Genomic DNA, 26,061 nt, shown 5'->3' on the forward strand with positions numbered 1-26,061 from the left:
ACGGACGCCCTGGTGGTCGGTTCGCCGTCGGCTACCGCGACTTCATGAAGAACTCCCACACCGCCTCGTTGCCGTCGAGCGTACGGGTGGTGAAGCCGCCTCCGGAGTAGGCGGCTGCCCCCGGCCAGACATGTCCTCCGCCCTGGACGGAGACCACGGTGACCTCGCCGCCCCGCGCGCAAGTGGACCAGCTCAGGTACTCGACGTCGTCCCCGACGTGCGTTCTGTCGGGATGTGGGCGGCATCGACTTGCCTGCGCCAATTCCAAACCCCACTCCTCGATGTCGGGCAGGTCCCGGTCAGGGTCGCCGCCGTAGGGGATCGTGACGTCGTCCGTGCCGTGGATGATCATGCTGGGAGATCTTGACGGCTCCAGGCATGCTTGCCGGGTCTCCGGATACAGCGCCGGTGCCGCAGCGGCCGCGGCGGTGATCCGGTCCGGAATCAGGCAGGCCAGGGCGAGAGCCAGGCCTCCTCCGTTGGACTTTCCGGTGGCGAACACCTGCTCGCCGTCGAGGCAGAGCTCGGCGTCGAGGTGGTCGACGAGATCCTCGACGAACGCCACATCATCGACCTCGGGATCGGAGTAGGGCGCGCCCTGCCACGCACGCCGCGGATCAGCATCGTCGGGGAACACACCGAAGGGGTAGGCCACCACCGCGGGAAGGTCGGAGAGCCGGGAGTAGCCCTCCACCTCAACCCCGGTGCTGCCCCGGCCGTGAAAGGCCACGATCAGCGGCCAGTCGGATCGGGATGCATAGTCCTCCGGAAGGGTCAGGATGTATTCGCGCTCCAGGGCTCCGCTGACCATGCTGTGTTTCGCGCTGCTTCCGACCGCCTGCGGCACCGGCGCGGTGCATTCGACGCCCTTCGCCGTGTCCGTCGGTGACTGCTCGCTCGCCTGTGAGGAAGGGGCATCCGGCGAAGCCATGAGGATGCCCCCTGCCGCTGCGAAGCCGAGGAGGCTCAGAGATGCTCGCCTCAGGAATGCACGGTTCATGATCGTCCTTTCGGCGTGGCCGTTTCAGTGTGGTGGATGCGGCCCCCACGGATTCGAGCGGCGGCCCGAGAGAGCACGGGGGCCACGACGGCGAGCAGCACGAGGCTCCACAGCACGATGGCCGTCGGCGTGGAGAGGAAGTACCCGGGGTCGCCCGCGCCCATGGCCATTCCCTCGAGGAAGTACTGCTCCACCAAGGAACCCAGAACGAGGCCTATGAGCATGGATGCGATGCTGAAGTTCGCCTTCCGCAGGATGTACCCTGCCGCCCCGATGAGCACCATCAGGCGTAGATCGATCAGGTTGGTGTTGACGCTGTAGACGCCGATTGCACCAAGGAGAAGGATCGAGGGGGCCAGCAGGTAGACCGGTGTGCGCACCACACGGATCCAGAGGCCCACGAGGGGAACGTTGATCAGTACCAGCATGATGTTGCAGACGAACAGCGCAGCGATGACCGACCAGAAGAGCTCCGGGTTCCTGTCGATCAGCAGCGGCCCCGGCGCGACCCCGTGCACCTGCATGGCGGCGAGCATCATCGCCAAGGTCGCGGAGAATGGCAGGCCCAGCAGCAGGGCGGGAACCATGCTGCCGACCGTCGCGCCGCTGTTGGCCGCCTCGGGCCCCGCCAGTCCGGCGACTCTGCCTGTGCCGAATCCGCCCTTGCCCCGGCCCAGCGCCTGTTCGACGCGGTAGGAGCCGAAGGTGGCGAGGGTGGCCGACGGTCCGGGGAGAATCCCGAAGCCGTAGCCGACCAGGGAACCGCGCAGCCACGGCATGCTCGCCTCCCTGACCTCCGCTCTGGTGGGCGTCAGGTCGCGCACCCGGATCCTGCTCAGGCCCTTCGTGCTGAGCTTCCTGTTCTCCACCATGTAGAGGATCTCGGAGATGCCGTACAGGCCCACGGCCAGCATGGCGAGAGAGATGCCGGTGGCAAGCTCAATGACGCCGAAGGTGTACCGGTTGTAGCTGTGGATCGCGTCAGTGCCGACTGTCGCCAGCGCCACGCCGACCGCCATCGGGAAGAGACCCGAGGCGATGCTTCCGCCTGAGATGCGAGACAGCGCGATCAGTCCTCCCGCCGTCAGGGCGAAGAATTCGGCGGGTCCGAAGCTCAGGGCGACGGGCGTGATGATCGGGATCGTCAGCAGCACCACCAGGATCCCCAGGACGCCGGCGATGAACGAACCGCCGACCATGATTCCCACAGCGGCCCCGGCCCGGCCCTTCTGCGCGAGGGGGTAGCCGTCGAAGGTGGCGACGATCGACTGAGCATCCCCGGGGATGTTGACCAGTACCGAGGTGATGGAGCCGCCGAACTGGGACGCCAGATAGATCGCGGAGATCAGCACCATCCCGACCAGGGGGTCGTACATGAAGGTGATCGGCAGGACCACCGCTGCGCCCGCCACCGGGCCGATTCCCGGCAGCACACCGATGAGTGTGCCGGCGAACGCCCCCAGAAAGGCGGCGACCAACAGCTCGGGTGAGACTGCTATCTCCAGTCCGTAGAGGAAACCTTCAAACGCATTCATCGTGGATCCCCCATCACCAGAGGCCGAAACCGGGCAGCGAGACGTTGAGCAGGGTGTCGAAGAGAAACACACAGACCACCGCCATGGTGGTGCCGTAGACGACGCATCGCCACCAGGCGTGCGAGCTCAGAAGCTTGATGCTCAGAGAGCAGAACAGAATGGAGCCCAGGTAGGTGCCGATCACGTCGATCGCCAGCACGAAGAGCGTCAGCAGCAAGATGAGGCCGCCGAGCCGTCGGGCGGTTCCACCGCTCGGGATGAGCACGGTCGTCTCCTGGCGCAGCTTGAACAGCGCATCCACGATCACGATGATCGAGGAGAGCACTCCGAACGCCCCGATGAGGAGCGGGAAGAAGCCGGGACCGGGCATCGCCATCTGGCCGACGGGCATGCTGCCGGCGTCCCAGGTGTAGTAGCAGAACGCTGCCAGACCGAGCAGTCCGACGGCGATCCGCAGGCCGCCTTCGGAGACCTCGCGGGCTTCTTGGGTTTCATGGGCAGTGGTCATGGACGCTCCATCAGCGTTCTCGAGGTCAGGCACAGATGGCACAGCGCACCTAGTCTTCGATGTCGAAGTTGGCGTTGAACTCTTCGTAGAGCTCCGTGTACTCCGTGATCTCCTCGACCGCGGCGTCGTGGTCCCGGTGGTCCAGGACGAACCCGGACTCCTCCGAGAACTGGGCCATCGCCTCGCTGTCGACGATGGATTCGGTGGCCGTCTCGAGCTGTTCGCGGACGTCCTCGGGCGTCTCCAGGGGCAGGACGATGTAGTACACCGCACGCAAGGGGGTGTCGTATCCGATGTCCGTCGAGAGCTGGGCCTCGGGGAACGCCTCGTACTGCTCATCGCTGACCACGCCGATGACCTTCAGGTCATCGGACTCGACGAAGCCCTTGATCGCGGGTGCGAAGCCGAACGTCGCATCGACGCGTCCGGAGACGGCCGCCAAGGTTGCCTCCTGGCCTCCGCCGGCGAGGGGGATCGATTGGATCTCAGCATCGGCCAGACGGCCGAGCTCCCGGATCAGGAGGTCCTGGGTCGTCCCGTTGCCCGCCTGGGAAGCCTGGAGCTCTCCCGGATTGTCCTTGGCGTAGCTCATGAACTCCTCCAGATCGTCGAATTCCGAGTCGCCGGGCACCGCGACGATGCCTGGCATCTCGGCGATCTTGCCGACCACGTGATAATCCTCGGGCGAGCTGTACGGCAGATCGTCATTGGTCAACGGCTGCTGCGCCAGTGCTGCACCTGGGGCCAGGCCTATGGTGTAGCCGTCCGGATCTGAACTGATGACGTGGGAAGTGCCAATGGTGGCTCCTCCGCCCTCGCGATTCTCCACGTTGACGTTGACGCCGAGTTCCGACTCGAGTTCCTGGGCGAAGGCCCTGGCGATCTGGTCATTCGCTCCGCCGGTGCCGAAGGGCACGACGAAGGTGATGTCTTCGGAGGGGTAGTCGCCGTCGTCGCCACAGGCTGTGAGTCCCAGTGCGGAGACCGCGATGGTTGCGGCACCAAGACGGAGCGTCTTACTCATTAGATCAATCCTTAGCTCAGTGGACAGTGCGGGAAGTCCATGAGTGCCGGTCCCTCGTGAATCCTGGGTTTCTCTTGAGGATAGAGGCCGAGCCGGCATCTCTGACGACGCTCATCGTAGAGTAATGTGATGCACGTCGCAACCAAGACAATTACAGATCTGATGACTTATCGTGCCGACTGAGTGCTCAAGACCGTCATTACGCCAGGTTCTTGACGTGGACTCGGGCTAGTGATCAAATGACTCTAGCCTGTACAGAAGGAGGAGCGTTGAAGACCGAGCGACTCATCGAGACTCTCAGCCACGAGATTCTGAGCACTATCCGCACCAATGGTCTCGTTCCCGGCCAGGCCCTTCCGCCGGCCCGCGAGCTCGCCAGCCGCTTCGGCGTCACCGTGCCCAGTGTTCGAGAGGCGCTGCGTCGGCTGGAAGCCACCGATCTGGTGGAGCTGCGTCACGGCTCCGGAACCTACGTCGGCGCGTCGATCCACCGTCGCATCCTGGACAACCCCTACTACGATCCCGCCGACCGGGACTCGATCGGGGAGCTCTTCGACGCCCGCATCGCCATCGAGCCCGGAATCGCGGCCCTTGCCGCGCAGGTCCGCGACGACGATGCCCTGAACCGTCTGACGCGCGGCACCGACCATGCCCTGGAGCACGAGACCGAGGTTCCCGTCGGGCATTTCCATGTTGAATTGGCTCGGGCGAGTGGGAACCGGGCGCTCTGTGAGCTCCTCGAGGCTCTGCTGTCCCTCTACAGACGGGCACATCAGACCTCGCGGGTCCGCTATGACCGTGTTCAGGATCACCGAGAACACTGCGAGATCGTCGACGCCGTCCGCAGGGGCGACCCGTTTGAGGCGGAGCACAGGACGAAGAGGCACCTGATCAACCTGAAGAACGCCGCTCTCGGCGCTGAGGAGAACGATGATAACCCCCATGCAGACGCCTGACCGCACGCGGATCACCCGATTCGGTGAACTCACCAGTCCCGAGGCGGCACAGCGGAGGGGGGCGCTGCTCATCCTCCCCGTGGGCGCCCTGGAGCAGCACGGAGATGGGCTTCCCCTCTCCACTGACACTCTTCGGGCAGAATATGTCGCTGAAGCAGTGGCGGAGAGGCTGGCAGGCAGAGCGCATGTGCTTCCGGGTCTTCCCTACGGGGTCTCGCCCCACCACGCAAGCTTCCCCGGCACCGTGAGCCTGTCGGCGCGCCTCTTCATCGACGTGGTCTCTTCGATCGTCCGGAATCTCGGTGAAGCCGGGTGGGAGCGGATTCTCGTGGTCTCCGGGCATGGCGGAAACGGGGCTTCCCTCGGTGTGGTCGAGCAGGATCTCCTGGCTACCCACCCTGACCTCCACTTCGCCTGGACTCTTGTCGGAACTCTGGCTCCTGAAGCCTCAGCGAAGCTGCCCACGGCGGAGGTCTCCGGGCACTCCGGTGAGTCGGAGACTGCACAGGTGCTGGCCATCGCCCCCTCTGCGGTGGACCGTTCCTCTCTCACAGCAGGGGTGCGGACGTTGCAGGAGCTCAATGCCAAGGCCCGCCTGAGCAGAATCAAGCCTCCTTCGATCTCTGTGCGGTTCGAGCACTACGCCGACAACGGGGTGTTGGGGGATCCGACAACGGTGACCGCAGAGCAGGGGGAGGTCATCCTGGAAGAGATCGTCACGCGGTTGACCGAGTACGCTGAGGCGATGCTCTCGCTGTAGCGCTCCTGTCGTCGCACATGGGAGGATAGATCGGCGCGCACAGGCGGCTCCGTCCAGCGACGTTCTGTCCTTCGTGCAGGCGCTGTGCATCCGGCCTCGCCATCGATGACGACACCGTCTGTCGTGTCTGTGGATGAGAATGAAGCTGTGCGTGCCGATGAGCTGGTCGTGTGGACTCGCGTCGGTCATCCGCACGCGCACCGATACTGCCCACTCGATGTGCCGTTCGGGGACCGTCAGCGTGCGCCCTGGGCGGTGTGGCAACTCGAGACGGATGCTCAGGCACGATCACCGGCTTCCGTCCGTGGGGCTACTTCCGCGCGTGGGACAGGCGTGCAGAGATCATCAGGTGTGGTCACGTGAGTGCTGGATCGCTTGGCGCCACGTTGTGGCCGCCATGAAGACGGCGGCGAGGAACCAGAGAACCAAGGGCAAGAACCGGTTCTGCCAGTGCCAGCCGTCCTCGAGGCCATACAGCAGGAACACGACGATCGGCGGGAGCAGGAGCATCGTCCACGCCCAGGCCCTCCGGCGTGTGCTGACCTCCAGGCGGGGCGCGAACCGCGTGGCATACGAGGCGGGCGCCCCGAACTCCTCCTGCAACGACTTACCCGATTCGGCGCTGTGGGTCTCGGCGTCATCGATGATCGCCTGAAGCCGGAACTCTTGGATGTCGTCGCGCTCGCGAAGGTAGGCGGCGAGGCTGCGCTTCCATTCGGAGTCATCCTCGACATACTCATCCGGGGCTTTCGGGTCCGATGCCGGCCATGCCCGACGCGTCAGGCTGGCGAGTATGGCGTAGCCCGTGGCGACGGCGAACATCCAGAACCCGGAGCCGTTCCACAGGACGACGTCATGGGCGAGATAGAGGATACTCGCAACGACTGAGCTGTAGCCGATCAGTGAGACGACCGCGATTGCGATGGTGGCCCCACGTGTTCGGCGGCGAAGACACCAGTTCCATGCCGCCGGAAAACCGAGAATTCCGAGGGATATGAGCAGCGGGAACGCCACCAGGGCCAGCGTGAAGTCGATGACCCACCCATCGGCCATCATCTGCAGGAGTGCGAGGATCGGCGCGGCGATGGCGGCGCCGATAGACACGCCGTGCACAAACTCACCCACTGAGGCCGGGCCGCTCGGCCTGGTCGTGTGGACACCGTCGGAGCGCCAGGCCGCGTGTCGTTCCTGCGCCCACTCCACAGGGCTACCAAACAACGTGGTGGCGGGCTCCTGAGATTCCTCGATCACGGGCACCAGGGCCACCAGCCCGTCATGGACCAGCGGCTCGCGCACACCGTCGAGCATGAGCCGGGCGGCAGCTGAGCGGGCCCAGTCCTCATCAGCGCGCTCTCCGCGTGCCTGACGGAAGATGGTGGCGACCTCGTCCAAGGTCTGCGGTGTATGGACAGCCTTCATCATGAGTGCCTTTCATCCGTGTCTCGATCTCGGAGCGCGTCAGCAAGTTCGTGCCAGCCTGTGCGCTCCTGCTTCAGGCGTGTGCGCCCGCTGTGGGTGAGGGCGTAGGTCTTTCGGCCAGGGCCGCTGGCTCCCTGTTCCCAGGCCGCCGTGACAGCGCCGTCATTCTCCAATGCCGTCAGCAGCGGGTAGAGCGAGCCGCCTTTGGGGCGACCGAAGCCTCGGCCCTGCAGCGCGACGGCGATGCCGTAACCATGCAGCGGGCCGCCTTCCAGAGCGGCGAGGATCGCCGTGCCTAGGGCGGCCCGCACCCAGGGCGACGGCCAGCGCGGTTCCGTCATCTCTTCACCCATGTATCTAAGTATGACATATACCTAGATAGGCCGCGAGAATCGTTGCGAGTGGTCGCTCATGCGTCCATCTGCCTGGGGTCACAGCCTCGGTGGGCAGGAGCATGTTGTGGGCGACGCGAGCGGTCTGGAGAGCTTGAGCGGGGCTGTGCCTAGGCCCCGGGATTGGTCTCTTCGCCCCGTCCTGGGCGTGGCACGTCAGCCCCCTGGCCTTCAGGGGTCACTTTTCCTGGCCTCCGTTGTACTGACGTGAGGTGTATCTCAATGGTGGAGTGAGGCTGGCGCTCCTTCAGTGTGAAGGTAAGGTGTCTCTGAATACATCACAAAGGCATGCTGTAAATAGTGGCCTGTCTGACCCACTGACCGAATGGAGCCTCATGTCCCGACCATCCGGGCTGCCCCGACTCTCCCGCGCCCTCTCTGCCGGCCTCGCGCTGACCGCCCTGCTGGCGGTAGCCGCCTGCGATGACGGTGCCACCGCCTCCTCCCAGAGCTCGTCGGACTCTGCGGACCAGGGCGAGATCAGCTCGGTGGAGCACGCCTTTGGCATCGAGAAGATCGAGGGGCAGCCTGAACGTGTGGTCACCCTCGGGCAGGGGTCGGCAGAGTCGGCGATCGCCCTCGGTGTCATCCCGGTGGGTGTCGAGGAGTACGCCTGGGGCGCCGACGAGACCGGCTATCTGCCATGGATCCACGAGGCTGTGGAGGAGAGTGGCGAAGAGCTGCCCGAGCAGTTCACCGGCGGCACCGAGCTTGACGTCGAAGCCATTCTCGAGCTTGACCCCGACGTGATCCTGGCACCGTGGTCCGGGATCACCGAGGAGCAGCACGACGTCCTCTCCGACATCGCCCCCACGATCGCCTACCCCGAGGAGCCCTGGACGATCACCTGGGAGCAGCAGATCGAGATGGTCTCCACCGCCCTCGGGCAGGAGGAGCGGGCCCAGGAGCTCATCGATGAGGTCGAGGACGCCTTCGCCGCGGCCGCCCGCCCTGAATGGGAGGACCACACCTTCTCCTTCATCTACAACGACGGGCCGGGAACCCTCGGCGTCATGTTTCCGGACGAGCAGCGGGTCGCGATGGTCCGGAACCTGGGACTGACCGTCGACCCGGTGGTCCACGATCTCGACGAGTACAAGGTCGAAGGTACAGATTCCGCGATGATCGGCCTGGAGAACGCTGACATGATCTCCGACTCGGAGCTGATCTTCACCTTCTACAGCGACGAGGAGAACCGTGCCGAGATCGAGGCTCAGGATCTCTACGCCTCCATCCCCGCGATCGCCGACGGCGCCGTGGTCGCTCCCACGGACGCCTCTCTGGTCACGGCCTCCTCCATCATCAGCCCGCTGACCGTGCCCTGGGTCATCGACCGCTATGAGCCGCTGATCGAAGAGGCCGTCGCCGCCAGTGAGCACTGAGACGCACAGCCGACTCTCGACGACGCCTCCGGACCCGACAGGTAGGTCCCTCGACCTGCCTGCGACGGTGCCGCCGAGTCCAGGCTCCGCGCACCGGCGCTGGTCGGCTTCAGCGAGGATCATCCTCATCCACCTGCTGGCTCTGATGGTGCTCGCCCTGGTCTGCGCGGCGAGTATCGCCTACGGGTCCCGCCCTGCTCCGCTGGGAGAGGTGTGGGAAGCCTTGCACGGGAGCGGGGAGGAGCACCTGCAGGCTGTGGTGGACGCGCGGATCCCGCGCACCGTCCTCGGGTCCGTGGTCGGGGCGGCCCTGGCCCTGTCCGGAGTGCTGATCCAGGCGCTGACCCGTAATCCGCTGGCCGAGCCCGGCTTACTGGGCATCACCATGGGTGCCTCGGCCTCGATGGTCACCGTGGTTGCCGTCGCAGGCCCCGTCTCAGGGGTGGCCGCCGCCTGGACCGCCGTGCCCGGTGCTGTGCTGGCGGTGCTGGTCGTTCAGCTGATCGGCGCCCGCGCGCGGGCTGGCTCCGTCGTCCCGCTGATCCTGGCCGGGGCGGTGGTCTCGGCGGTGCTCGGCGCCTATGTCCAGGCCATGATCCTGCTGCGGCCCGACACTTTCGACTCTTACCGCCACTGGGTGGTCGGCTCCCTGGCCGGGGCTCGGCCGGAGACGCTGGGTGACCTGGCGCCGATGCTGCTGCTGGGTGCGCTGCTCGCCGTGCTGCTGGTCTCCGGGCTGAACACGCTTGCGCTGGGTGAGGGTGTCGCCGTCTCGCTGGGCGTCCGGGTCGGCTGGCTGCGCCTCGGCACGGTCACAGCGGTGACGCTGCTGGCAGCGGCGGCGACCGCCGCCATCGGACCAGTGGCCTTCGTGGGTCTCGCCGTCCCGCATCTGGTCCGCGGGATCGTCGGCAGCGACGTGCGGCTGCAGGCCACGGTCTCGGTGCCGGTCGGCGCGGCTCTGTTGGTCGCCTCGGATGTCGTGGCGCGGGTGATCCTGCGTCCGGAGGAGCTGATGGTAGGCATGCTCACCGCCTTCATCGGCGCGCCGATGCTGCTCCTCGCGGTGCGTCGCGGGAAGGTGCGACTGTGACGGTGATGCGCATCGGGACCGCCGTCGCGCTGTCCGTGGACCGTCGCGCGGCCACGGTCACAGTGCTGATCTGGGTGCTGGTGCTGGCGCTGGTGGTCTTCACCCTCGGGACAGGCCCGCAGGGCAGCTGGCCCGCGGCGGTGATCAGCCATCTGCGTGGTGTCGAAGGGGACGCGGCGGCGGGGTTCGTGCTGGAGCGGCTGCGGGGTCCTCGGGTGATCGTCGCCGTGGGGGTGGGCGTAGCGCTGGGACTCGCCGGCGCGCTCTTCCAGACGGTGACCCGCAACCCCCTCGGCAGCCCGGACGTGATCGGCCTGGGGGCGGGCGCCGGAGCCGGCGTCGCATTGGCCACGCTGTGGTGGCCGGGCCAGGTCCCCGCCATGATGGGTGCCGTGCTCGGCGCCGGGGCTGCCGCGCTGCTGGTGCATCAGGCCACCGGTCGTGGATTCTCCTCTCCGGCCCGGGTGATCGTCACCGGCATCGCGGTCTCGGCCATGGCGCATGCCATCACCCAGTACGTGGTGGCGGTCGGTCTGCGTGACAGCGCCCATCAGCTGGCGGCCTATCTGGTGGGTTCGCTGGGCACCCGCACGTTCCAGGATGCGGGGCTCATCGGTGCTTCACTGCTGGTCCTCGCGCCGCTGGTCCTGCTGCTGAGTCACCGGCTCACCCTGATGGACCTGGGGGACGACCTTGCCGACTCTCTGGGGGTCGGGGCGGTTCGGGTCAGGACGGCGGCCATCATCCTGGCCGTCCTGCTGGCCGCCGCCGCCGTCGCCGTGGCCGGTCCGATCGCCTTCGTCGCCCTGACGGCACCGCATATCGCCCGGCGGCTGACGCGTCGCCCCGGAGCGAATCTGGCGGCCTCGGCTACCCTCGGCGCGCTGATCGTGGTCTCCGCGGACCTCCTCGTCCAGCAGCTGTCAGTCCTCGACGGGCTCCCTGTGGGGATCGTCACCGCCGGGGTCGGCGGCGTGTACCTGGGATACCTGCTCATTCACGAATGGAGGAAGGCCAGTGCGTGACCATACGAGCAGGGCTGCTGGGCTCCGGGCCCGAGGCGTCACCGTCGGTTACGGTGCTGAGCCGGTGCTCGACAGGCTGGACTTCACCGTGCCGCTGCAGAGGTTCACCGCGATCATCGGTCCCAATGGCTGCGGGAAATCCACTCTGCTCAAGGCCCTGGCCCGGACCCTCAGGCCTCAGCGCGGCACGGTGGAGCTCGACGACGTCCCGTTGACCCAGTGGCGCAGCAGGCAGCTGGCGCGGCGCATCGGCCTGCTGCCGCAGTCGCCGGTGGTGCCGGACGGGATCACAGTGCGATCGTTGGTGGCCCGCGGGAGGCACCCCTACCACTCGCCCCTGCGCCAATGGCTGCCAGGGGACGATGAGGCCATCGAGCTGGCCATGGAGGCCACCGGGATCACGGACCTGGGAGGGGCCCGCGCCGAAGACCTCTCAGGCGGACAGCGCCAGCGGGCATGGATCGCTATGGTGCTGGCTCAGGACACCGACCTGGTGCTGTTGGACGAGCCGACCTCGGCCCTGGATATCGCACACCAGGTCGAGGTCCTTCACCTGTGCCAGGACATCCGGGATCAGGGACGCTCGGTCGTGGCGGTGCTGCATGATCTGAACCAGGCGGCTCGCTACGCGGACCACCTGGTGGTGATGCGGCGGGGGGAGATCTTCGCCGCCGGTGATCCGCAGGAGGTCCTCACCCCATCCACCGTCTCCGAGGTGTTCTCCCTGGATTCCGAGCTGGTGCCGGATCCGCAGGCCGGAAGCCCCATGGTGGTTCCCTGCGCCCGTCGGACCAGTCCCGAACGGATGTGTTAGGACACCCTATGCTTCATTGAGTAAGATGCAGATGTGGAAAATGATCCGGCGCAGCGGAACCCCGCGCAGAAGCCCAGCACCTCGCTCCGGGGGAGCGGCGTGTCCGTCTCCTACGGTGCCCAGCGTGTCGTCCACGGCGTCGACGTCGAGCTCGTCCCCGGAGGCGTGACTGCGCTGATCGGCCCCAACGGCAGTGGCAAGACCACCCTTTTACGCGGCATGTGCCGCCTGGCCGATGCCGACGGCGAGGTGGCCCTCGACGACGTCGACATCACCACCTTCTCCCCGCGTCGCTTCGCGAAGCGTCTCACCATCCTCGCCCAGCAGCGCCCCACCCCCACCGGGCTCACCGTGGCGGAGGTCGTCGAACTGGGCCGGCACCCTCACCGGGGACGTTTTCGCCGGACCGACCCCGGCGGCACCGCGGCCGTGGACAGGGCGCTGGCGCTCGCCGGCCTCGACGAACTCATTCACCGGCCGGTCAGCGAGCTTTCCGGGGGACAGCTCCAGCGTGTCTGGCTGGCCACCTGCCTCGCCCAGCAGACCGATGTGCTGCTGCTCGACGAACCCACCACCTTCCTGGACCTCAAACATCAGATGAGCCTGCTGGACCTCATCCGAGACCTGGCTGACGTCCACCGGCTGACCGTCGGCGTCGTGCTCCACGACCTCGAGCAGGCCGCTGACATCGCCGATCATGTGGTCCTGCTGCAGGAGGGTGCCGTGGTCGCTGCCGGCCCTCCGCCTCAGGTGATGACCTCCGAGCTGCTCAGCCAGGTCTACGGAGTCCCGATCCACGTGGCGCCCCTGCCGGACGGCGGCCTCGCGGTCCGTGCGCAGCGTGCCGGGCGCCGGGGACGGGCGGGGATCGACGTCCCGGCCGCGCAGCGCCTGCCGATCCCCGCCTGACCCGACCAGAACCTCCCACGCCCGTCCGGGCCGCGTCTTCACGCCCGGACAGGCTGCGGGCGTCGCCCCCAAGCGCCCCTCACCCTCACTCCGGAAGGACACCATGACCCTCACCGACACCCCCTCCACACGCTGGCTGCTCTCACTGGCGGCCGTCGGCTCGCTGGCGCTGACCGCCTGCGGCACCACCGAGGTCGACGACGCCGATGCCGACTCCGACTCTGAGGCCGGTCCGGTCACCGTCACCGACCACGCCGGGGAGGAGATCACCCTCGACGCTCCCGCTCAGCGCGTGGTCACCCTGGAATGGGTCCAGACGGAGAACGTCGAGATGCTCGGCGGCAACCACGTCGGCGTGGCTGACCTCGAAGGCTATGAGGCCTGGGCCTCCGCCGCCGACGTCGACGAGGACATCGTCGACGTCGGGCTGCGCACCGAGCCCAGCATCGAAGCCATCGGCCAGGCCAACCCGGACCTGATCATCGGTGCCGAGGAGTCCGTGCCCGAGGGCCTGCTCGAGGACCTGCAGGACATCGCCCCGGTGGTGCTCCAGGAGTCCGCCGATGCCTCCGACCCGCTCGGGCACATGGAGCGCACCTTCTTCCAGACCGCCGAGCTGCTCGGTGCCCAGGACGAGGCCGAGCAGGTCTGGGGCGACTATGAGCAGAACCTCGAGGACGCCCGGAACCGCCTTTCCGAAGCGGACGCCGACGAGACCCCCTTCGTGGTCGTGTACCCCTCGGTGGAGGGCAACACCGCCACCTTCCGTCTGCACGGCCCCGGCGCCATGGTCAGCGCCATCGGCGAGGAGATCGGCCTGACCCCCGCCTGGGAGGAGGAAGGTGACGCCGGGTGGGCGATCAGCTCCTCCGACACCGAGGGCCTGACCGCCCTTCCCGAGGACACCGAGTTCTTCTGGTGGACCGCCTCCAGCGAGCCGGAGGACCCCTTCGCACCGCTGGAGGACAACTCGACCTGGAACTCGCTGGGTTTCGTGGAGAACGACCGCATGCACGCCATCGAGCGCACCTGGCTCTACGGCGGCCCTGGCTCGGCCATGCAGTGGACCGACCAGCTCTCCGAGACCGTCGCCGACGACGCCTGATCACCTCCATCGGATGAGCAGCGTGAGAGCGGACCGCACCCCGGCGGACGGCATATGACACAGCAGACGGACGCCCTGACGGTGCGCACCAGCGCAGCCGTGGAGCGCACCACCCCGGCCAGGGCCCATCTCCTGGTCGTGCTCACCCTCGTGGTGGGGCTGGGGACCCTGGTGGTGCTCAGCGCCGTGCATCTCACCCAGGGCACCTCCGGGGTCTCCGCCCGGGATCTGCTGTCCGCCGTCCTCACCGGGGAGGACGCCCAGCTCTCCGCCATCGCCCTCGACTCCCGGCTGCCGCGGCTGATCGGGGGCCTGGTGGTGGGTGTCGTGCTGGGCATCGCGGGTTGCGCGCTGCAGGCCATGACCCGCAATCCGCTCGCCTCCCCGGACACCCTGGCGGTCAACGCCGGGGCGCATCTGGCGCTCACGGCGGCGGCGGCCTTCGGACTGTCCCTGCCGCTGCTGAGCTCCGCGGCGCTGGCCTTCCTCGGAGGGTTCGCGGCTGCCGGCCTGGTGCTGGCGCTCACCGGATTCTCCGAGTCGGCGCCGATCCGTCTGGTGCTGGCCGGGACCGTGGTCGCCATGGGGTTGGCCTCGGTGACCTCCGCGCTGCTGATGATCCATGCCCAGTCCACCCAAGGGCTGTTCCTCTGGGGCGCGGGAACCCTGAACCTCTCCGGGATCAGCGGAGTGGTCGGGCTGCTGCCGGTGGTGCTCGCAGCCCTGGTGGTGCTGGTGCTGCTGGCCCGTGCCACCGACGTGCTCTCCCTGGGCAGCGACACCGCGCAGTCGATGGGCGTCAACGTCGGTCTTGTCCGCGCCGGGCTGCTGATCTGCTCGGTGGTCCTGGCCTCCTCAGCGGTCACCATGGTCGGGCCGCTGGGCTTCGTGGGGCTCTGCGCCCCGGCGATCATCCGGCTGCTCTCTACTCGGGTGATCCGATTCGGCCGCTTCGGCTGGGCCATGGCGGGCTCGGGGCTGCTCGGGGCGCTCATCGTGATCGGTGCCGACGTCGGGGTCCGGGGGATCTTCCTGGGCGGCGTCTTCGGCTTCAGGGACCTGAACCTGGCGGTCGGCATCCCCACCGGGGTGGTGACCTCGTTGATCGGAGCGGTGTTCCTGGTGGTGATCGCCCTGCGGATGCGCAGCGGCGGCGGCAGTCAGGAGATCGCGGCGCTGGGGCTGCCCAGCGGGGTGCGCCTCTCCCGCCGAGTCACGGTCGCCGTCGTCGTCGGGGCGCTGCTTCTTGTGCTGGCGGCCGCCGGGATGCTGCTGGGTGACTGGTGGCTGCGCGCGGGGGACCTCATGCTGTGGCTGCAGGGACAGGCGCCGCGGGCGATCGAGATCGCCCTGGACTTCCGGGCGCCCCGGGTCGCCGCCGCGCTGCTGGCCGGTGCGGTGCTCGCGGTGGCCGGCGGGCTGGTGCAGACCGTGACCCGCAACCCGCTGGCCGAACCTGGCATCCTGGGCGTGGCGGCCTCCGGCGGTGCGGGCGCGGTGATCGCGCTGATCGTGCTTCCCTCCGGATCCGCCTGGACGATGTCCGCCGGGGCGGCGGCAGGGGCGATCCTGGCAGGGCTGATCGTCTTCGTCCTGGCCAGTTCGCGCACCAGCTCCCCGGAGAAGGTGGTGCTGGTGGGCATCGGCGTGATGACCGCCGCCCAGGCGATCACCCAGCTGCTGATCTCCACCGCTCATCCGCACAACCAGGCGATGGCGATCTCCTGGCTCGGCGGCTCGACCTTCGGCACCGCCTGGCGCGACCTGGGGCCGATGCTTGTGGTGCTGCTGGCCGCCGTGCCGGTGCTGCTGGTGCTGCGCCGCGAGCTGGACCTGGTCGGCATCGATGACATCACTCCACGGATCCTCGGCGTCGCGCTGCCGGTGGTCCGGGGCGTCGCACTGATCATCGCGGTGCTGCTGGCGGCGGTGGCGGTGATCGCCGTCGGCGTGATCAGCTTCGTCGGCCTGGCCGCCCCGCACCTGGCGCGGATGCTGGTGGGTCGCGAGCACCGCTGGTTCCTGCCGATCTCCGCGATGCTCGGCGCCGCCCTGGTCTCGCTCTCCGACACCTTCGGACGCACGATCATCGCCCCGGATCAGCTGCCTGCCGGCCTGGTGGTCGCCGTCATCGGCCCTCCCTACCTGCTGTGGCTGCTCCGGCGGTCCACCGCGAAGACCACGCGCGCGACCACCCCCGCCCGCGCCTGAGCGGTCGGCCCTGACAGGCTCCTCGGCGGCTCCTCGGCGGGCTCCGGCAGTGTGAAGTGCGTCACCTGCGGTGGGATAGGGTCAAAGGTGACCACCCGATGCCAGCTCCGACGACGGGGGAGAGACCCGTGCCTGATCAGCCGAGAGACCGGACCGCAGGAGGAATCACCACGGATGCCGCACCCGCGTCTGCCGCACCGAGCTTGGAGGACCTCGCCGCGGAGTTCGCCGCTGCCTTCACCCTCGCCGCCCCCAGCACGCTGGGCGCGAGCGGCCCGGAGATCCCGCTGCGGCCCACCGACGACACCCCGGACCAGGAACAGGCCCTGCGCCGCACCGACGGCGGATTCCGGCTGCGCAACGTCACCCGCCCCACGCTGATCCCGTTCCTGCCGGATCCGGGGACGGCCACCGGCGCGGCGGTGCTCATCGCCCCCGGCGGGGCCTTCCTGAAGCTCTCCATGGACAGCGAAGGGGCCGACGTCGCGCACCTGCTGCGCGAGCGCGGCGTGGCGGCCTTCGTGCTGAAGTACCGGCTCGGGCACACCGGGGAGACCATCGAGGACTTCGGGCGACACCTGGCGAACGCCTTCACCCCGCGCGAAGATCACGACGTCGTCGACACCCGCGGCGGGCATCAACGGCTGGCCGTGGACGACGTCGAGACGGGACTCGCCCTGATCCGTGACCGCGCAGGGCAGTGGGGGCTCGACCCGGCCCGGGTCTCGGCGATCGGCTTCTCCGCCGGCGCCTACGCCGTCTCCGCCGCCGTCAGCGCCGCAGACCCGGCGAACCGGCCTGCGGCGCTGGCCTGCATCTACGGGGGCAGGCTGCCCGGACCGCCGGCCGAGGGCGCTGGGCACCTCCCGGACCTGTTCACCGTGGTGGATGTGCACGACCCGCTCTGCGCCGCCCACGTGTTGGAGCTGATCAGCACCTGGCGCACCGCCGGGGCGTCGGTGGAGGGGCACATCTACCCCGGGGCGCTGCACGGCTTCGGCGCCCGGGCCACCGGCACTCCGGTGGACGCCTGGCTGGATCTCTGGTTCGAGTGGCTGGATCGCCAGGGGCTGTTGTCCCGCGGCTGAGCGCAGAGGTCGGACGCGCCGGGGGAGTGCTCGTGACGCGACGGGCGTCGTTCGCCGAGCGAGGCTTGCCCAGTTGTCCCCGTCTTCTTCGTTTGTCCCCGCGCAATTCCGCGGGGACAAGCGAACACGACGGGGACTGAGCCGGAGTGGTGCACGCTCAGCCGCGGACGATCTCCAGGCCCTGCGAATGTCGAAGGCGCTCACGATTCCTGAGGGAACCCACGGAGGTAGTCCGGCTTTGACGGGCCCGCGGGTGGTGATCAGGCGAAGAGCCCCAGTGCGTTGCTCAGCGTCTGCAGCACCCCGTACGCCAAGGGAAGCGACACCACGGCCCACGCCAGCCAGACCGGCACGCGTGGAGTGCCCGCCGGCTCCACCTCCGGGACGGAGGAGGTCGCCGACGTCGCCGTGGCGGCGGGTGTCTCGGTGCTGACGTGGTGCTTCTCATCCACCGCGCGGACCAGGATGTTGGCGATCAGGCCGATCACCAGCAGCCCCACCATGGTGAACAGGGCGGGCCGATAGTCTGCGGCGGTGAGGTTGCCTGGCTCGCCGCGGGCATCGAGGAATCCGTTGATGATCAGCGGGCCCATGACCCCGGCGCAGGACCAGGCGGTCAGCAGGCGACCGTGGATCGCCCCGACCTCGAGGGTGCCGAAGAGATCGCGCAGATAGGCGGGGATGGTGGCGAACCCGCCGCCGTAGAAGCTGAGGATGATCCCAGCCAGGATGATGAACAGGACCACCGACGTCGGCCCCTGGACGGCCAGCAGCGTGTAGAGCACCAGTCCGCCGCCCAGGTAGAGCATGTAGATGTTCTTGCGCCCCACGAGGTCGGAGGTGGAGGACCACACGAAGCGTCCGGCCATGTTGGTCAGGCTGAGGAAACCCACGAACCCGGCTGCCGCGGCGCCGGCGATCGCCGTGCTGCCGTCGCTCCGGAAGAAGTCCTGGATCATCGGTGCCGCCTGCTCCAGGATGCCGATGCCGGCGGTCACGTTGCAGAAGAGAATGATCCACAGCAGCCAGAACTGCGGGGTGCGCAGCGCCCGGTCGGCGCTCACATGCCCGCTGGTCACCAGCGCCTTCCTCTTCTCCCGCGAGGGATCGTAGCCCTCGGGGGTCCAACCTGGCGCGGGCACGCGCACCAACCAGGCGCCGAAGAGCATGACCACCAGGTATACCGCGCCCAGGGTGAGGAACAGTCCGCCGACGGCGGCTCCGGAGTAGATGCCGGTGGCCGGGTCGAAGTCCGGGTCATAGAGGCCCAGAGCGGTGGAGGAGAGGGGGCTGGCGATCATCGCGCCGCCGCCGAAGCCCATGATCGCCATTCCGGTGGCCAGCCCCGGCCGATCGGGGAACCATTTCATCAGGGTGGAGACCGGTGAGATGTAACCGATGCCGAGCCCGATGCCACCGATCACCCCGTAGCCCAAGTAGACCAGCCACAGCTGCGAGGTGAAGATCCCGGCCGCCCCGACGAAGAACCCCGTCGCCCAGCACACGGCCGCGGCGATCATCGCTCGACGAGGCCCGTTGCGGTCCACCCAGGTGCCGAAGATCGCCGCGGAGAGGCCCAGCATCACGATCGCGAGGGAGAAGATCACCCCGACGGCCGTCAGGCTGGTCTCGAAGTGCGCCACCAGGGAGGTCTTGTACACGCTGGTGGCGTAGGCCTGGCCAATGCACAGGTGGATCGCCAATGCGGCCGGGGGGATCAGCCAGCGGTTGAATCCAGGACCTGCGGTGATGCGCTGCAGGGATGCGGAGCGCTCGGCGACGGTGACGGACATGGGGCCTCCCGATCGAAGTGCGGCAAGTCACAGCTGAACCGGGGTGATAGTAGGCCGGGTGCTCTCAGGCCTGTCAAGAGGTGATTCGCATGATGAGACCTGACACTTCGCCGCGGCGGAACGCTCAGCCGCGCACGATCTCCAACACCTCGTCGCGGACGGACTCCATCCTGGCGGCGCTGTGCGCCTCGCCGTTGAACCGCAGGAATGGCTCCGTGTTGGAGGGACGCAGATTGAACCACCAGGTGCCGTCCCCGGCGCGGACCGTCAGGCCGTCCACGTGGGAGACGACGGTGTCCCGCGCGGCGAAGGCGTGCTGCACCCGTTCGGCGGCGGCCCGCTTGTCCTCCACCTCGGAGTTGATCTCCCCGGAGGCGTAGTAGGGACTGTACTCGGCGGCCAGCTCGGAGAGCGGCAGCTCCTGGCGCCCCAGGGCGGCGAGCACATGCATGGCAGCGAGCATTCCGGTGTCGGCGTTGAAGAAGTCTCGGAAGTAATAGTGGGCGGAGTGCTCGCCGCCGAAGACGGCCTGCTCCTGGGCCATCACGGCTTTGATGTAGGAGTGCCCCACACGGGTCTCCACCGCCCGGCCGGCCTCGGCCTCCACCAGCTCGGGCACCGCCCGGGAGGTGATGAGGTTGTGGATGATGACCGGGGTCTGCTCACCCTCGGCCCGGGCGCGGGCGATCTCCCGGCGGGCCACCAAGGCGGTCACCGCTGAGGGGGAGACCGGCTCGCCGCGCTCGTCGATCACGAAGCACCGGTCGGCGTCGCCGTCGAAGGCCAGCCCGATGTCCGCGCCGTGCTCCACCACCGCGGCCTGAAGGTCACGCAGGTTCTCCGACTCCAGCGGGTTCGCAGGGTGGTTGGGGAAGGTGCCGTCCAGCTCGAAGTACAGCGGCACGATCTCAAGCGGAAGGGCATCCAGGAACGAGTCGCCCAACACCGCCGGGGTGGTGAGTCCGGCCATCCCGTTGGCGGCGTCGACCACGACCTTCAGCGGCCGGATGTTGGAGAGGTCCACCAGCGAGCGCAGGTACGCCGCATAAGCGTGCAGCTGGTCGACCTGCTCCACCGTCCCGGTGCGCTCGGCGGCGGGGATGACGACGCCGTCCTCACCGGCGGCGTCGAGCAGGGCCTGGGCGGCGTCGCGGATCTCGGTGAGGCCGGTGTCCGCCGAGAGCGGCACCGCCCCGGCCCGCGACATCTTCATCCCGTTGTAGCCGGCCGGGTTGTGCGAGGCGGTGAAGACCACACCGGGGGCCTGCAGGGTCCCGGAGGCGAAGTAGAGCATGTCGGTGGAGATCAGCCCCAGCTGGACGACGTCGGCTCCCCGGGCGCGCGCTCCCTCGCTGAAGGCCGCGGAGAAGTCCTCGGAGGAGGGGCGCATGTCCCCACCCACCAGAACCCGGCGGCCCGCCAGGTTCAGCACGTCCACGAAGGCGGCGCCCACCGCCCGCACGGACTCTTCGGTGATGGTCTCGCCGACGAGACCGCGGACGTCATAAGCCTTGAAGGAGGCGGAAAGATCGATGCTCACCGGTTCATGGTAAGCCAGCATCTTCACACACGTGGCACCGGCGGCACTGGTCAGGAGTCCGGGCGTAGGGTGAGCTGAGTGAGAGCCGACGACGACGCCCGCTCACCGGGATCCGGCCACGGCGGGCATGAGCCGGGCACCGCGGCGTACCGTCGGCTGCTGGCCGCCCTGTTCTTCCTCGGAGTGGCCACCTTCGCCCAGCTCTACTCCCCGCAAGGGCTGCTGCCGGTGATCTCCGCTGATCAGCACGTCACCGCCGATCAGGCGGCACTGATGATCTCCGCGGCCACCTTCGGGCTCGCTCTGGGCGTGATCCCCTGGTCCTACATCGGCGACGCCCACGGGCGGAGGCCGGCCATGCTGTGGGCCATCAGCCTGGCCTGCCTGTGTGCGCTGGTCGCCGTCGTCGTGCCGGACTTCTCCTGGACGTTGGTGGTGCGCTTCGTCGAAGGGGTCATGCTGGGTGGGGTCCCGGCGCTCGCCGTGGCCTACCTCAGCGAGGAGGTCCATCCGCGGGCCGCAGCCGTGGCCGCGGGCACCTACATCTCCGGCACCACGGTGGGTGGGCTGAGCGGCCGGCTGGTGGCCGCCCCGATCGGCGAGCAGCTGGGGTGGCGGGTCGGCATGCTCAGCGTCACGATCCTCGCCGTGGTGTGCGTGCTGCTGTTCCTGCGGCTGGCACCTTCGGCGGTGCGCTTCACGCCGCGGCGCACCCGGTTCCTCGAGGCGGTGGCCGCGTTGACCGGCAATCTGCGCTCGCCGACGCTGTGGGTGGTCTATCTGCAGGGCTTCCTCACCATGGGCGGCTTCGTGGCGATGTACAACTATCTGGGCTTCCAGCTGGCCGGTCCGCCGTTCCAGCTGCCGATCTGGCTGGCGGCCTTCGTGTTCCTGGCCTACCTGGCCGGCACGTGGTCCTCACCGCGGGCCGGACGCCTGGCCGCAAGGTTCTCCCGGCGGCCGGTGCTGCTGGGCGGGAACCTGGTGATGGCCGCCGGGGTCCTGCTGACCCTGGTGCCCAGTCTGCCGGTGGTGATCCTCGGGATGGTGGTGCTCACCGCAGGGTTCTTCGCCGCCCATGCGGTGGCGGCGGGCTGGGCAGGGTCCTCCGCGGTGGCGGGACGCGCGCAGTCGGCGTCGTTGTACAACCTGGGCTATTACGCCGGCTCCTCGGTGTTCGGGTTTCTCGGAGGCATGTTCCTGCACCTGCTCGGCTGGCCAGGCACGGTCGGGATGGTGCTGGTCCTGGTGGCCGCGGCGACGACGGCGGCAGCGCTGGTGCTGCCGCGGAACTGAGACCGCGCCGGGGTGGCTCCCCGAGGCGTTGATCTCCGCTGACGTGACCTCGCAGACACCGCCCAGCTGACTGACCTAGACTGGCCGTGTGGAGTTTCTCGCAGCTATCGCATTGGCCGTCCTGCTGTTCTTCGGGGTCCGGCTGCTCCTTCAGCGCCAGGGGCAGCGCCTGAACAAGCGGATCGAGGAAGCCGTCACACCGGAGAACGCCCGGATGGCGGCGAAACTGCTGACCGATGATCAGCACCGAGAAGTGTATCGGGCCATCGCTGCAGACGATGGACAGCGGGCCCTGGCGCTGTTCAAGCATGCCACCGGGGCTCCGGTGAAGGACTGCCTCATCGCCGTCCAGGCCCTGCACCGTTTTCCGCAGAAGCCTCCCTCCGAGCTGCAGCTCGAGGATGAGCTCGGCGGTGACCCGGCAGGGGCCGGGTCGGAGGCAGGGACGGCGCCGGCCGCCTCGGCGCCCAGCGCCGACGAGGGCGAGTACGTCGAGGACGTCATCGACGGCGTGCGGGCGGATGCCGACTCTGACCGGGTAGGGCGCCCGATCGCCGAGGCCGACCCGGAGACCGGAGAGATCATCGGCGAGAATCGAGAGGACGTGCCGGACATCCCTGGTGGCCGATCCCGCACAGCCGGGTCTGCCGGCTCCGCCGACGCGGCCGGCGAGGGCGGGCCGGATTCGACGGCGGGCTCCTCCGGTGACGATGAGGTCGATGAGAAGGCACGCCGACTCCTCGCGGAGTCTGGGTTCTCCCTGGAGGACGAGCTGACCATCCCCGAGGACTGGGCGGAGCAGGATCAGGAGCTCGCCGGCTTCCACCTGGAGGTCCAGCGGGGGGAGGAGAAGATCACTCTCTCCCATGAGGACCTCGAGCCCTGGGTCCACGATCAGCTCTACGCGCTGCTGCGCGACGACCATGTGGACGAGGCCGCCACCCTGCTGGCCGACCACTCTCCGCTCACGGAGGACGAGGCCCACAAGTTCCTGGTGGTGTTCAAGGACCAGGCCTGATCCGTCGGCGCTGAGGGTCCTGTGTGAGGGCGCCTGCCCTCAGCCGCCGGGCAGCTGCTCGGGGAGGTCCTCGAACTGGTGCCCGAGCTCCTCCTGGATCCGCTGCAGCTCCTCTTCGTCGAGCTCGCCCTCCCACTGTTCGGCGAGCTCCTGCCAATCGTCGGCGTCGCCGTCCTGCATCCTCTGTTCCCACTCCTGGATGGCGTCGTCGACGTCTTCCTCTGAGACGTCGCTGAAGTCACCGTCCTCAATCCGCTCCTCCCACTCCTGGACGGCGTCGTCGAGGTCCTCCTGTGACGTCTCGCCGGCGTCGCCGTCCGCGCCGCCCTCGGGGCCGTCCTCTGTGTCCTCCGCGTCGTCGTCGGTCGGAGCCTCCGCGGGGTCGAGGGCGTCTTCCTCCGCTGGCTGCTCGATCTCCTCCTGCGTGCGGTCCACCTCGTCCATGAAGCTGTTGAAGGCCAGCCCGGCGAGCGCCAGTGCGGCGATCGCGACGACTGTGCCCAGCCCACCGGTGATGATCCCGGCGATGCCTGCTCCGCGTCCGTGGCGCCGGACGACTGCAATGATGCCGAGGATGACCGCCACGGGGCCGAGCAGGAGGCTGACCAGACCGACCAGGGGGATGAAGCTCAGCAGCAGCGCGATGATGCCGAAGACCAGTGCCGTGATGCCCATCCCGGTGGGCTGAGGCGGCGGCGGGCCGTAGGCGCCGCCCCAGTTGGGCTGGTTCGGTGCACCTCCGGGCTGGACACCATGGTGGGGCTGTGCTCCGTATCCGGGCTGTGCTCCGTATCCGGGCTGTGCTCCGTATCCGGGCTGTGCTCCGTATCCGGGCTGTGCTCCGTATCCGGGTCCGTTCGGTGCAGCCTGCTGGCCCCAGCCCGCATGCGGATCATGCGGGGCAGGATAGTGGGGCTGCTGGCCGTGGCCGGCATGGCGGTCATGGGCGGAGGAGTCGGGCGGACCTGCCTCGTAGGGGAAGGGCCCGCGCGGCGCGGGCTCCTGCGGGCTCGGGTGATGCGGGCCTGAGCCGAACTCCTCGGGTTCGCCGGATCGGCGCGGATCATGCGGTGCGTCTGACATCGTCTCCTCCAGGGTCCGGGCCGGCTCGTCCGGCTGCTCGGACACCAGTCTGTCAGCTTGAGGCGCTCGGGATGGTCAGTTTCCTCCCGGGAGATGGCGGTGCACCTGAGTCAGGCGCGCGCCTCCGCCGCTCTGCCGATGATCTCCAGGATTGCCGTGTCCCGCGCCCCGGGGTTCAATGACCCTATGCCCACGGTGATGCTGATCAACGGAGCCCCGGCCAGCGGAAAATCGACCCTGGCCCGGCTTCTGGCTCAGGACCGGGCGATGACCCTGGTGCTGGACGTCGACACCATCCGTGGCTTCCTGACGGACTGGCAGAAAGCTCCGACCGCCGCCGGGCTGGCCGCTCGGCAGCTCGCCCTGGCCATGTGCGAGATCCACGTGTCAGCGGGACACGACGTGATCGTTCCGCAGTTCCTCCAGCGCGAGCAGTTCATCGATGAGCTGGGCGCCGTCGCGCGCCGTGGAGGCGCTCGCTTCCAGGAAGTCTGCCTGATGAACTCCGCAGCGGAAGCGACCGCCCAGTTCGCGGCCCGTTCTCCGTCTCGGGACCCGAACCACCAGGCCGCACAGATGCTGCAGTCGAGTCCTGGAGCGACGGCGGTGGGAGGCCTCCACGAGGCGATGTGCGACATGGTGTCTCGGCGGCCCCAGACGATCTGCGTGCGGTGCGTCCCCGGCGATATCCAGCGGAGCCTCGCGCGATTGCGTGCCGCGACACGGGAGACACAGTGAGACACGGGAGACACAGTGAGACACGGGAGACACGGGAGACACAGTGAGGACCTCCGTCTCGCTGGTCGCGCGTCGCCGAATCGGCGCCCCATTCCTGACACAGCGCAGGCCCCTGACCAGAAACTCCTGGTCAAGGGCCTGCAGATGGGCGGAGCGCGTGGGATTCGAGCCTATGGATAGCGTGAAGGCTGCCTTCTCGAAATCCGTCTCATCCCGGGGGGGCTTCGAGCAGCTCCGGCGTGTCCCGGCGCATAGTGTCAATTCCCCAGTGTCGCCCCAAGAACGCATCTGAGGTGCGATTCTCCGCAGGTCGTCATTGTCGCTTCACGATGCCGCTCAGTAGGCTTCGTTTGCTCCGTGCTGGGCCTGTTCGGGTGTGAAGCCCTCGAACTCCAGCTGGTCGATGAGGCCCTGAAGCGAGAACGAGGTGTACTCAAGGTAGGACTCCGCTGACTTCACAGCCTGCTCATTCCAGTCAACCTCGACATGGTCGACTGCATACTCGGCATCTTCCGTACTGAATTCCTCGAACTCCAACTGCTCGATGAGTCCCTGGCGGGAGAATGCCGTGTAGTTCAGATAAGACTCCGCGGACTGCCTCGCGTTGCGCTGGCCAGGGGTTTCTTCATTCGCGGGCTCGTCTTCGACTGCAGCCTCCTCCTCAGCCTCGCGCTCAGCTTCATCCGCCTCTGCCTCCTCGGCTTCCCGCTCGCTTTCCTGCTCAGCTTCTTCCGCCTCGGCTTCTTGGGCATCGGGAGCTTCGTCCGCGTCGTCCGCGGTTGACGCTTCGGGCTCCTCTCCCACCTCCTCTGCGCTGATATCCGCGTCATCGGGCTCAATACCATCGACGCAAGCGGAAAGTGATAGTCCGAGTAGTGCGGCAATGGAAATGGCGGAGAGTTTCTTATGCATGGCCCCTCATCTCATCGGTGTGGGCGTTCTCGCGGAATGTCCGCATCGTCATGCTTTCAGGGTACTCTTAGCCTCCATTGTGATTTTGCTAAAGCAATATGGAATCTGGGATGGGACTAATTCGTGCGTGCGCGCACTGTCCACGCTGACCTTTGCGCGTCGAAATGCTCCCATGTCAGCGATTCGCAGGAGGATTGAATGCGCGTTCGATTCGAGTCAATGCATTGAGGAGAGGCAGTGAACTGGCCGAGACCCGGTGAGCCAACGAGATCCTGAGGAAGGCCTCAGCCGTCTTTGCAGAGGAGCACGACCGCCCCGCGAGGAGATGATCCGATTCATCGATGAATACAAGGACCTCTTCGGGGCTGAGGCCACTTGTCGCACACAGAGGGGAACAGGGCGTGGGGCCATTGCGTCCCCTGGTCGTCAGGTCCCATCTCGTGAGAAAGGACGATGGCGG

At 68.0% G+C, this 26,061-nt stretch carries 23 protein-coding genes and 1 pseudogene; 14 read left to right on the plus strand and 10 right to left on the minus strand.

Translation table 11 applies throughout. From position 1 onward, the window contains the following. Positions 1–31: 31 nt before the first annotated feature. From ODE13_RS03880 to ODE13_RS03895, 4 genes are read right to left on the minus strand one after another with little or no spacing between them, the layout of a single operon-like run. Positions 32–1,000, minus strand: a complete 969-nt coding sequence (locus tag ODE13_RS03880; protein WP_322478048.1) for a poly(3-hydroxybutyrate) depolymerase — start codon at positions 998–1,000, stop codon at positions 32–34. After that, the gene (locus ODE13_RS03885; RefSeq protein ID WP_322478049.1) at positions 997–2,535 is read right to left on the minus strand and encodes a tripartite tricarboxylate transporter permease; all 1,539 of its coding nucleotides are present in this window, start codon (positions 2,533–2,535) and stop codon (positions 997–999) included. Before ODE13_RS03885 ends, ODE13_RS03880 begins: the two co-directional genes overlap by 4 nt. Positions 2,536–2,548: 13 nt before the next feature. Beyond that, positions 2,549–3,043: a tripartite tricarboxylate transporter TctB family protein gene (locus ODE13_RS03890; RefSeq protein ID WP_179540735.1), complete on the minus strand. Its 495-nt coding sequence runs from the start codon at positions 3,041–3,043 to the stop codon at positions 2,549–2,551. 49 nt (positions 3,044–3,092) lie between these two features. After that, on the minus strand, positions 3,093–4,067 hold the full coding sequence (locus tag ODE13_RS03895) for a tripartite tricarboxylate transporter substrate binding protein (RefSeq protein WP_322478050.1): 975 nt from the start codon (positions 4,065–4,067) through the stop codon (positions 3,093–3,095). 269 nt (positions 4,068–4,336) lie between these two features. Here ODE13_RS03895 and ODE13_RS03900 point away from each other — a divergent pair, with 269 nt between their 5' ends. Continuing rightward, positions 4,337–5,023, plus strand: a complete 687-nt coding sequence (locus ODE13_RS03900; protein ID WP_322478051.1) for a FadR/GntR family transcriptional regulator — start codon at positions 4,337–4,339, stop codon at positions 5,021–5,023. Beyond that, positions 5,010–5,783 (plus strand): creatininase family protein, encoded by a 774-nt coding sequence (locus ODE13_RS03905; protein WP_322478052.1) that lies wholly within the window; start codon positions 5,010–5,012, stop codon positions 5,781–5,783. The genes ODE13_RS03900 and ODE13_RS03905 overlap by 14 nt, the downstream gene beginning before the upstream one ends. Before the next feature lie 345 nt (positions 5,784–6,128). On the opposite strand, the gene ODE13_RS03910 is transcribed toward ODE13_RS03905, so the two are convergent. After that, positions 6,129–7,079: a hypothetical protein gene (locus tag ODE13_RS03910; protein WP_322478053.1), complete on the minus strand. Its 951-nt coding sequence runs from the start codon at positions 7,077–7,079 to the stop codon at positions 6,129–6,131. Positions 7,080–7,201: 122 nt separating this feature from the next. Further along, a complete protein-coding gene (locus tag ODE13_RS03915) occupies positions 7,202–7,555 on the minus strand; it encodes a PadR family transcriptional regulator (RefSeq protein ID WP_246348699.1) in 354 nt (117 codons plus the stop codon). A 374-nt stretch (positions 7,556–7,929) separates the two neighbouring features. Here ODE13_RS03915 and ODE13_RS03920 point away from each other — a divergent pair, with 374 nt between their 5' ends. The 8 genes from ODE13_RS03920 (at position 7,930) to ODE13_RS03955 (ending at position 17,221) form a co-directional block, all read left to right on the plus strand. Next, positions 7,930–8,976 (plus strand): iron-siderophore ABC transporter substrate-binding protein, encoded by a 1,047-nt coding sequence (locus ODE13_RS03920; RefSeq protein ID WP_179540730.1) that lies wholly within the window; start codon positions 7,930–7,932, stop codon positions 8,974–8,976. Beyond that, positions 8,966–10,069 carry an iron ABC transporter permease gene (locus ODE13_RS03925; protein WP_322478054.1) on the plus strand — a complete coding sequence of 368 codons (1,104 nt, stop codon included), beginning with the start codon at positions 8,966–8,968 and terminating at the stop codon, positions 10,067–10,069. The genes ODE13_RS03920 and ODE13_RS03925 overlap by 11 nt, the downstream gene beginning before the upstream one ends. Before the next feature lie 5 nt (positions 10,070–10,074). Continuing rightward, positions 10,075–11,094, plus strand: coding sequence for a FecCD family ABC transporter permease (locus ODE13_RS03930; RefSeq protein ID WP_322478055.1), 1,020 nt, complete (start codon positions 10,075–10,077; stop codon positions 11,092–11,094). Beyond that, positions 11,087–11,908: an ABC transporter ATP-binding protein gene (locus ODE13_RS03935; RefSeq protein ID WP_322478056.1), complete on the plus strand. Its 822-nt coding sequence runs from the start codon at positions 11,087–11,089 to the stop codon at positions 11,906–11,908. Before ODE13_RS03930 ends, ODE13_RS03935 begins: the two co-directional genes overlap by 8 nt. 33 nt (positions 11,909–11,941) lie before the next feature. Further along, a complete protein-coding gene (locus tag ODE13_RS03940) occupies positions 11,942–12,817 on the plus strand; it encodes an ABC transporter ATP-binding protein (RefSeq protein ID WP_322478057.1) in 876 nt (291 codons plus the stop codon). A gap of 103 nt (positions 12,818–12,920) precedes the next feature. After that, on the plus strand, positions 12,921–13,922 hold the full coding sequence (locus ODE13_RS03945; protein WP_322478058.1) for an iron-siderophore ABC transporter substrate-binding protein: 1,002 nt from the start codon (positions 12,921–12,923) through the stop codon (positions 13,920–13,922). Positions 13,923–13,976: 54 nt separating this feature from the next. Next, positions 13,977–16,133 carry an iron ABC transporter permease gene (locus ODE13_RS03950; protein ID WP_322478059.1) on the plus strand — a complete coding sequence of 719 codons (2,157 nt, stop codon included), beginning with the start codon at positions 13,977–13,979 and terminating at the stop codon, positions 16,131–16,133. 128 nt (positions 16,134–16,261) lie between these two features. Next, entirely contained in the window at positions 16,262–17,221 is a 960-nt protein-coding gene (locus ODE13_RS03955; protein ID WP_322478060.1) for an alpha/beta hydrolase, read from the plus strand. A 260-nt stretch (positions 17,222–17,481) separates the two neighbouring features. Here ODE13_RS03955 and ODE13_RS03960 read toward each other — a convergent pair whose 3' ends face one another. Then, complete coding sequence (locus tag ODE13_RS03960) at positions 17,482–19,014, minus strand: OFA family MFS transporter (protein ID WP_322478061.1); 1,533 nt, start codon at positions 19,012–19,014, stop codon at positions 17,482–17,484. Positions 19,015–19,138: 124 nt separating this feature from the next. After that, positions 19,139–20,575 carry a phosphomannomutase/phosphoglucomutase gene (locus ODE13_RS03965; RefSeq protein ID WP_416210541.1) on the minus strand — a complete coding sequence of 479 codons (1,437 nt, stop codon included), beginning with the start codon at positions 20,573–20,575 and terminating at the stop codon, positions 19,139–19,141. Positions 20,576–20,632: 57 nt separating this feature from the next. Between ODE13_RS03965 and ODE13_RS03970 the strand changes: the two genes are divergently transcribed. Beyond that, positions 20,633–21,850 (plus strand): MFS transporter, encoded by a 1,218-nt coding sequence (locus ODE13_RS03970; protein WP_322478063.1) that lies wholly within the window; start codon positions 20,633–20,635, stop codon positions 21,848–21,850. Positions 21,851–21,938: 88 nt separating this feature from the next. Continuing rightward, positions 21,939–22,868 carry a hypothetical protein gene (locus ODE13_RS03975; RefSeq protein WP_322478064.1) on the plus strand — a complete coding sequence of 310 codons (930 nt, stop codon included), beginning with the start codon at positions 21,939–21,941 and terminating at the stop codon, positions 22,866–22,868. Between the two features lie 39 nt (positions 22,869–22,907). Here ODE13_RS03975 and ODE13_RS03980 read toward each other — a convergent pair whose 3' ends face one another. Beyond that, positions 22,908–23,951: a hypothetical protein gene (locus ODE13_RS03980; RefSeq protein ID WP_322478065.1), complete on the minus strand. Its 1,044-nt coding sequence runs from the start codon at positions 23,949–23,951 to the stop codon at positions 22,908–22,910. A gap of 186 nt (positions 23,952–24,137) precedes the next feature. On the opposite strand from ODE13_RS03980, the gene ODE13_RS03985 reads away from it, so the two are divergent. Then, positions 24,138–24,689 (plus strand): AAA family ATPase, encoded by a 552-nt coding sequence (locus ODE13_RS03985; RefSeq protein WP_322478066.1) that lies wholly within the window; start codon positions 24,138–24,140, stop codon positions 24,687–24,689. 336 nt (positions 24,690–25,025) lie between these two features. Here the strand turns inward: ODE13_RS03985 and ODE13_RS03990 are convergent, their stop codons facing one another. Beyond that, positions 25,026–25,601, minus strand: coding sequence for an Ltp family lipoprotein (locus ODE13_RS03990; RefSeq protein ID WP_322478067.1), 576 nt, complete (start codon positions 25,599–25,601; stop codon positions 25,026–25,028). A gap of 260 nt (positions 25,602–25,861) precedes the next feature. Between ODE13_RS03990 and ODE13_RS16915 the strand changes: the two are divergent. Further along, a pseudogene (locus ODE13_RS16915) lies at positions 25,862–25,983 on the plus strand (IS3 family transposase); the annotation flags it as partial. Between the last annotated feature and the right edge of the window lie 78 nt (positions 25,984–26,061).

The organism is Nesterenkonia sp. HG001 (genome assembly GCF_034438835.1).
GTDB classification, from domain to species: Bacteria; Actinomycetota; Actinomycetes; order Actinomycetales; family Micrococcaceae; genus Nesterenkonia; species Nesterenkonia xinjiangensis.

What these genes read in the sequence shown, in the direction of transcription:
- ODE13_RS03880 (WP_322478048.1), bottom strand. Translation starts at nt 1,000, where the DNA reads ATGAACCGTGCATTCCTGAGGCGAGCATCTCTGAGCCTCCTCGGCTTC.
- ODE13_RS03885 (WP_322478049.1), bottom strand. Translation starts at nt 2,535, where the DNA reads ATGAATGCGTTTGAAGGTTTCCTCTACGGACTGGAGATAGCAGTCTCA.
- ODE13_RS03890 (WP_179540735.1), bottom strand. Translation starts at nt 3,043, where the DNA reads ATGACCACTGCCCATGAAACCCAAGAAGCCCGCGAGGTCTCCGAAGGC.
- ODE13_RS03895 (WP_322478050.1), bottom strand. Translation starts at nt 4,067, where the DNA reads ATGAGTAAGACGCTCCGTCTTGGTGCCGCAACCATCGCGGTCTCCGCA.
- ODE13_RS03905 (WP_322478052.1), top strand. Translation starts at nt 5,010, where the DNA reads ATGCAGACGCCTGACCGCACGCGGATCACCCGATTCGGTGAACTCACC.
- ODE13_RS03915 (WP_246348699.1), bottom strand. Translation starts at nt 7,555, where the DNA reads ATGGGTGAAGAGATGACGGAACCGCGCTGGCCGTCGCCCTGGGTGCGG.
- ODE13_RS03920 (WP_179540730.1), top strand. Translation starts at nt 7,930, where the DNA reads ATGTCCCGACCATCCGGGCTGCCCCGACTCTCCCGCGCCCTCTCTGCC.
- ODE13_RS03930 (WP_322478055.1), top strand. Translation starts at nt 10,075, where the DNA reads ATGCGCATCGGGACCGCCGTCGCGCTGTCCGTGGACCGTCGCGCGGCC.
- ODE13_RS03945 (WP_322478058.1), top strand. Translation starts at nt 12,921, where the DNA reads ATGACCCTCACCGACACCCCCTCCACACGCTGGCTGCTCTCACTGGCG.
- ODE13_RS03950 (WP_322478059.1), top strand. Translation starts at nt 13,977, where the DNA reads ATGACACAGCAGACGGACGCCCTGACGGTGCGCACCAGCGCAGCCGTG.
- ODE13_RS03960 (WP_322478061.1), bottom strand. Translation starts at nt 19,014, where the DNA reads ATGTCCGTCACCGTCGCCGAGCGCTCCGCATCCCTGCAGCGCATCACC.
- ODE13_RS03965 (WP_416210541.1), bottom strand. Translation starts at nt 20,575, where the DNA reads ATGCTGGCTTACCATGAACCGGTGAGCATCGATCTTTCCGCCTCCTTC.
- ODE13_RS03980 (WP_322478065.1), bottom strand. Translation starts at nt 23,951, where the DNA reads ATGTCAGACGCACCGCATGATCCGCGCCGATCCGGCGAACCCGAGGAG.
- ODE13_RS03985 (WP_322478066.1), top strand. Translation starts at nt 24,138, where the DNA reads ATGCCCACGGTGATGCTGATCAACGGAGCCCCGGCCAGCGGAAAATCG.
- ODE13_RS03990 (WP_322478067.1), bottom strand. Translation starts at nt 25,601, where the DNA reads ATGCATAAGAAACTCTCCGCCATTTCCATTGCCGCACTACTCGGACTA.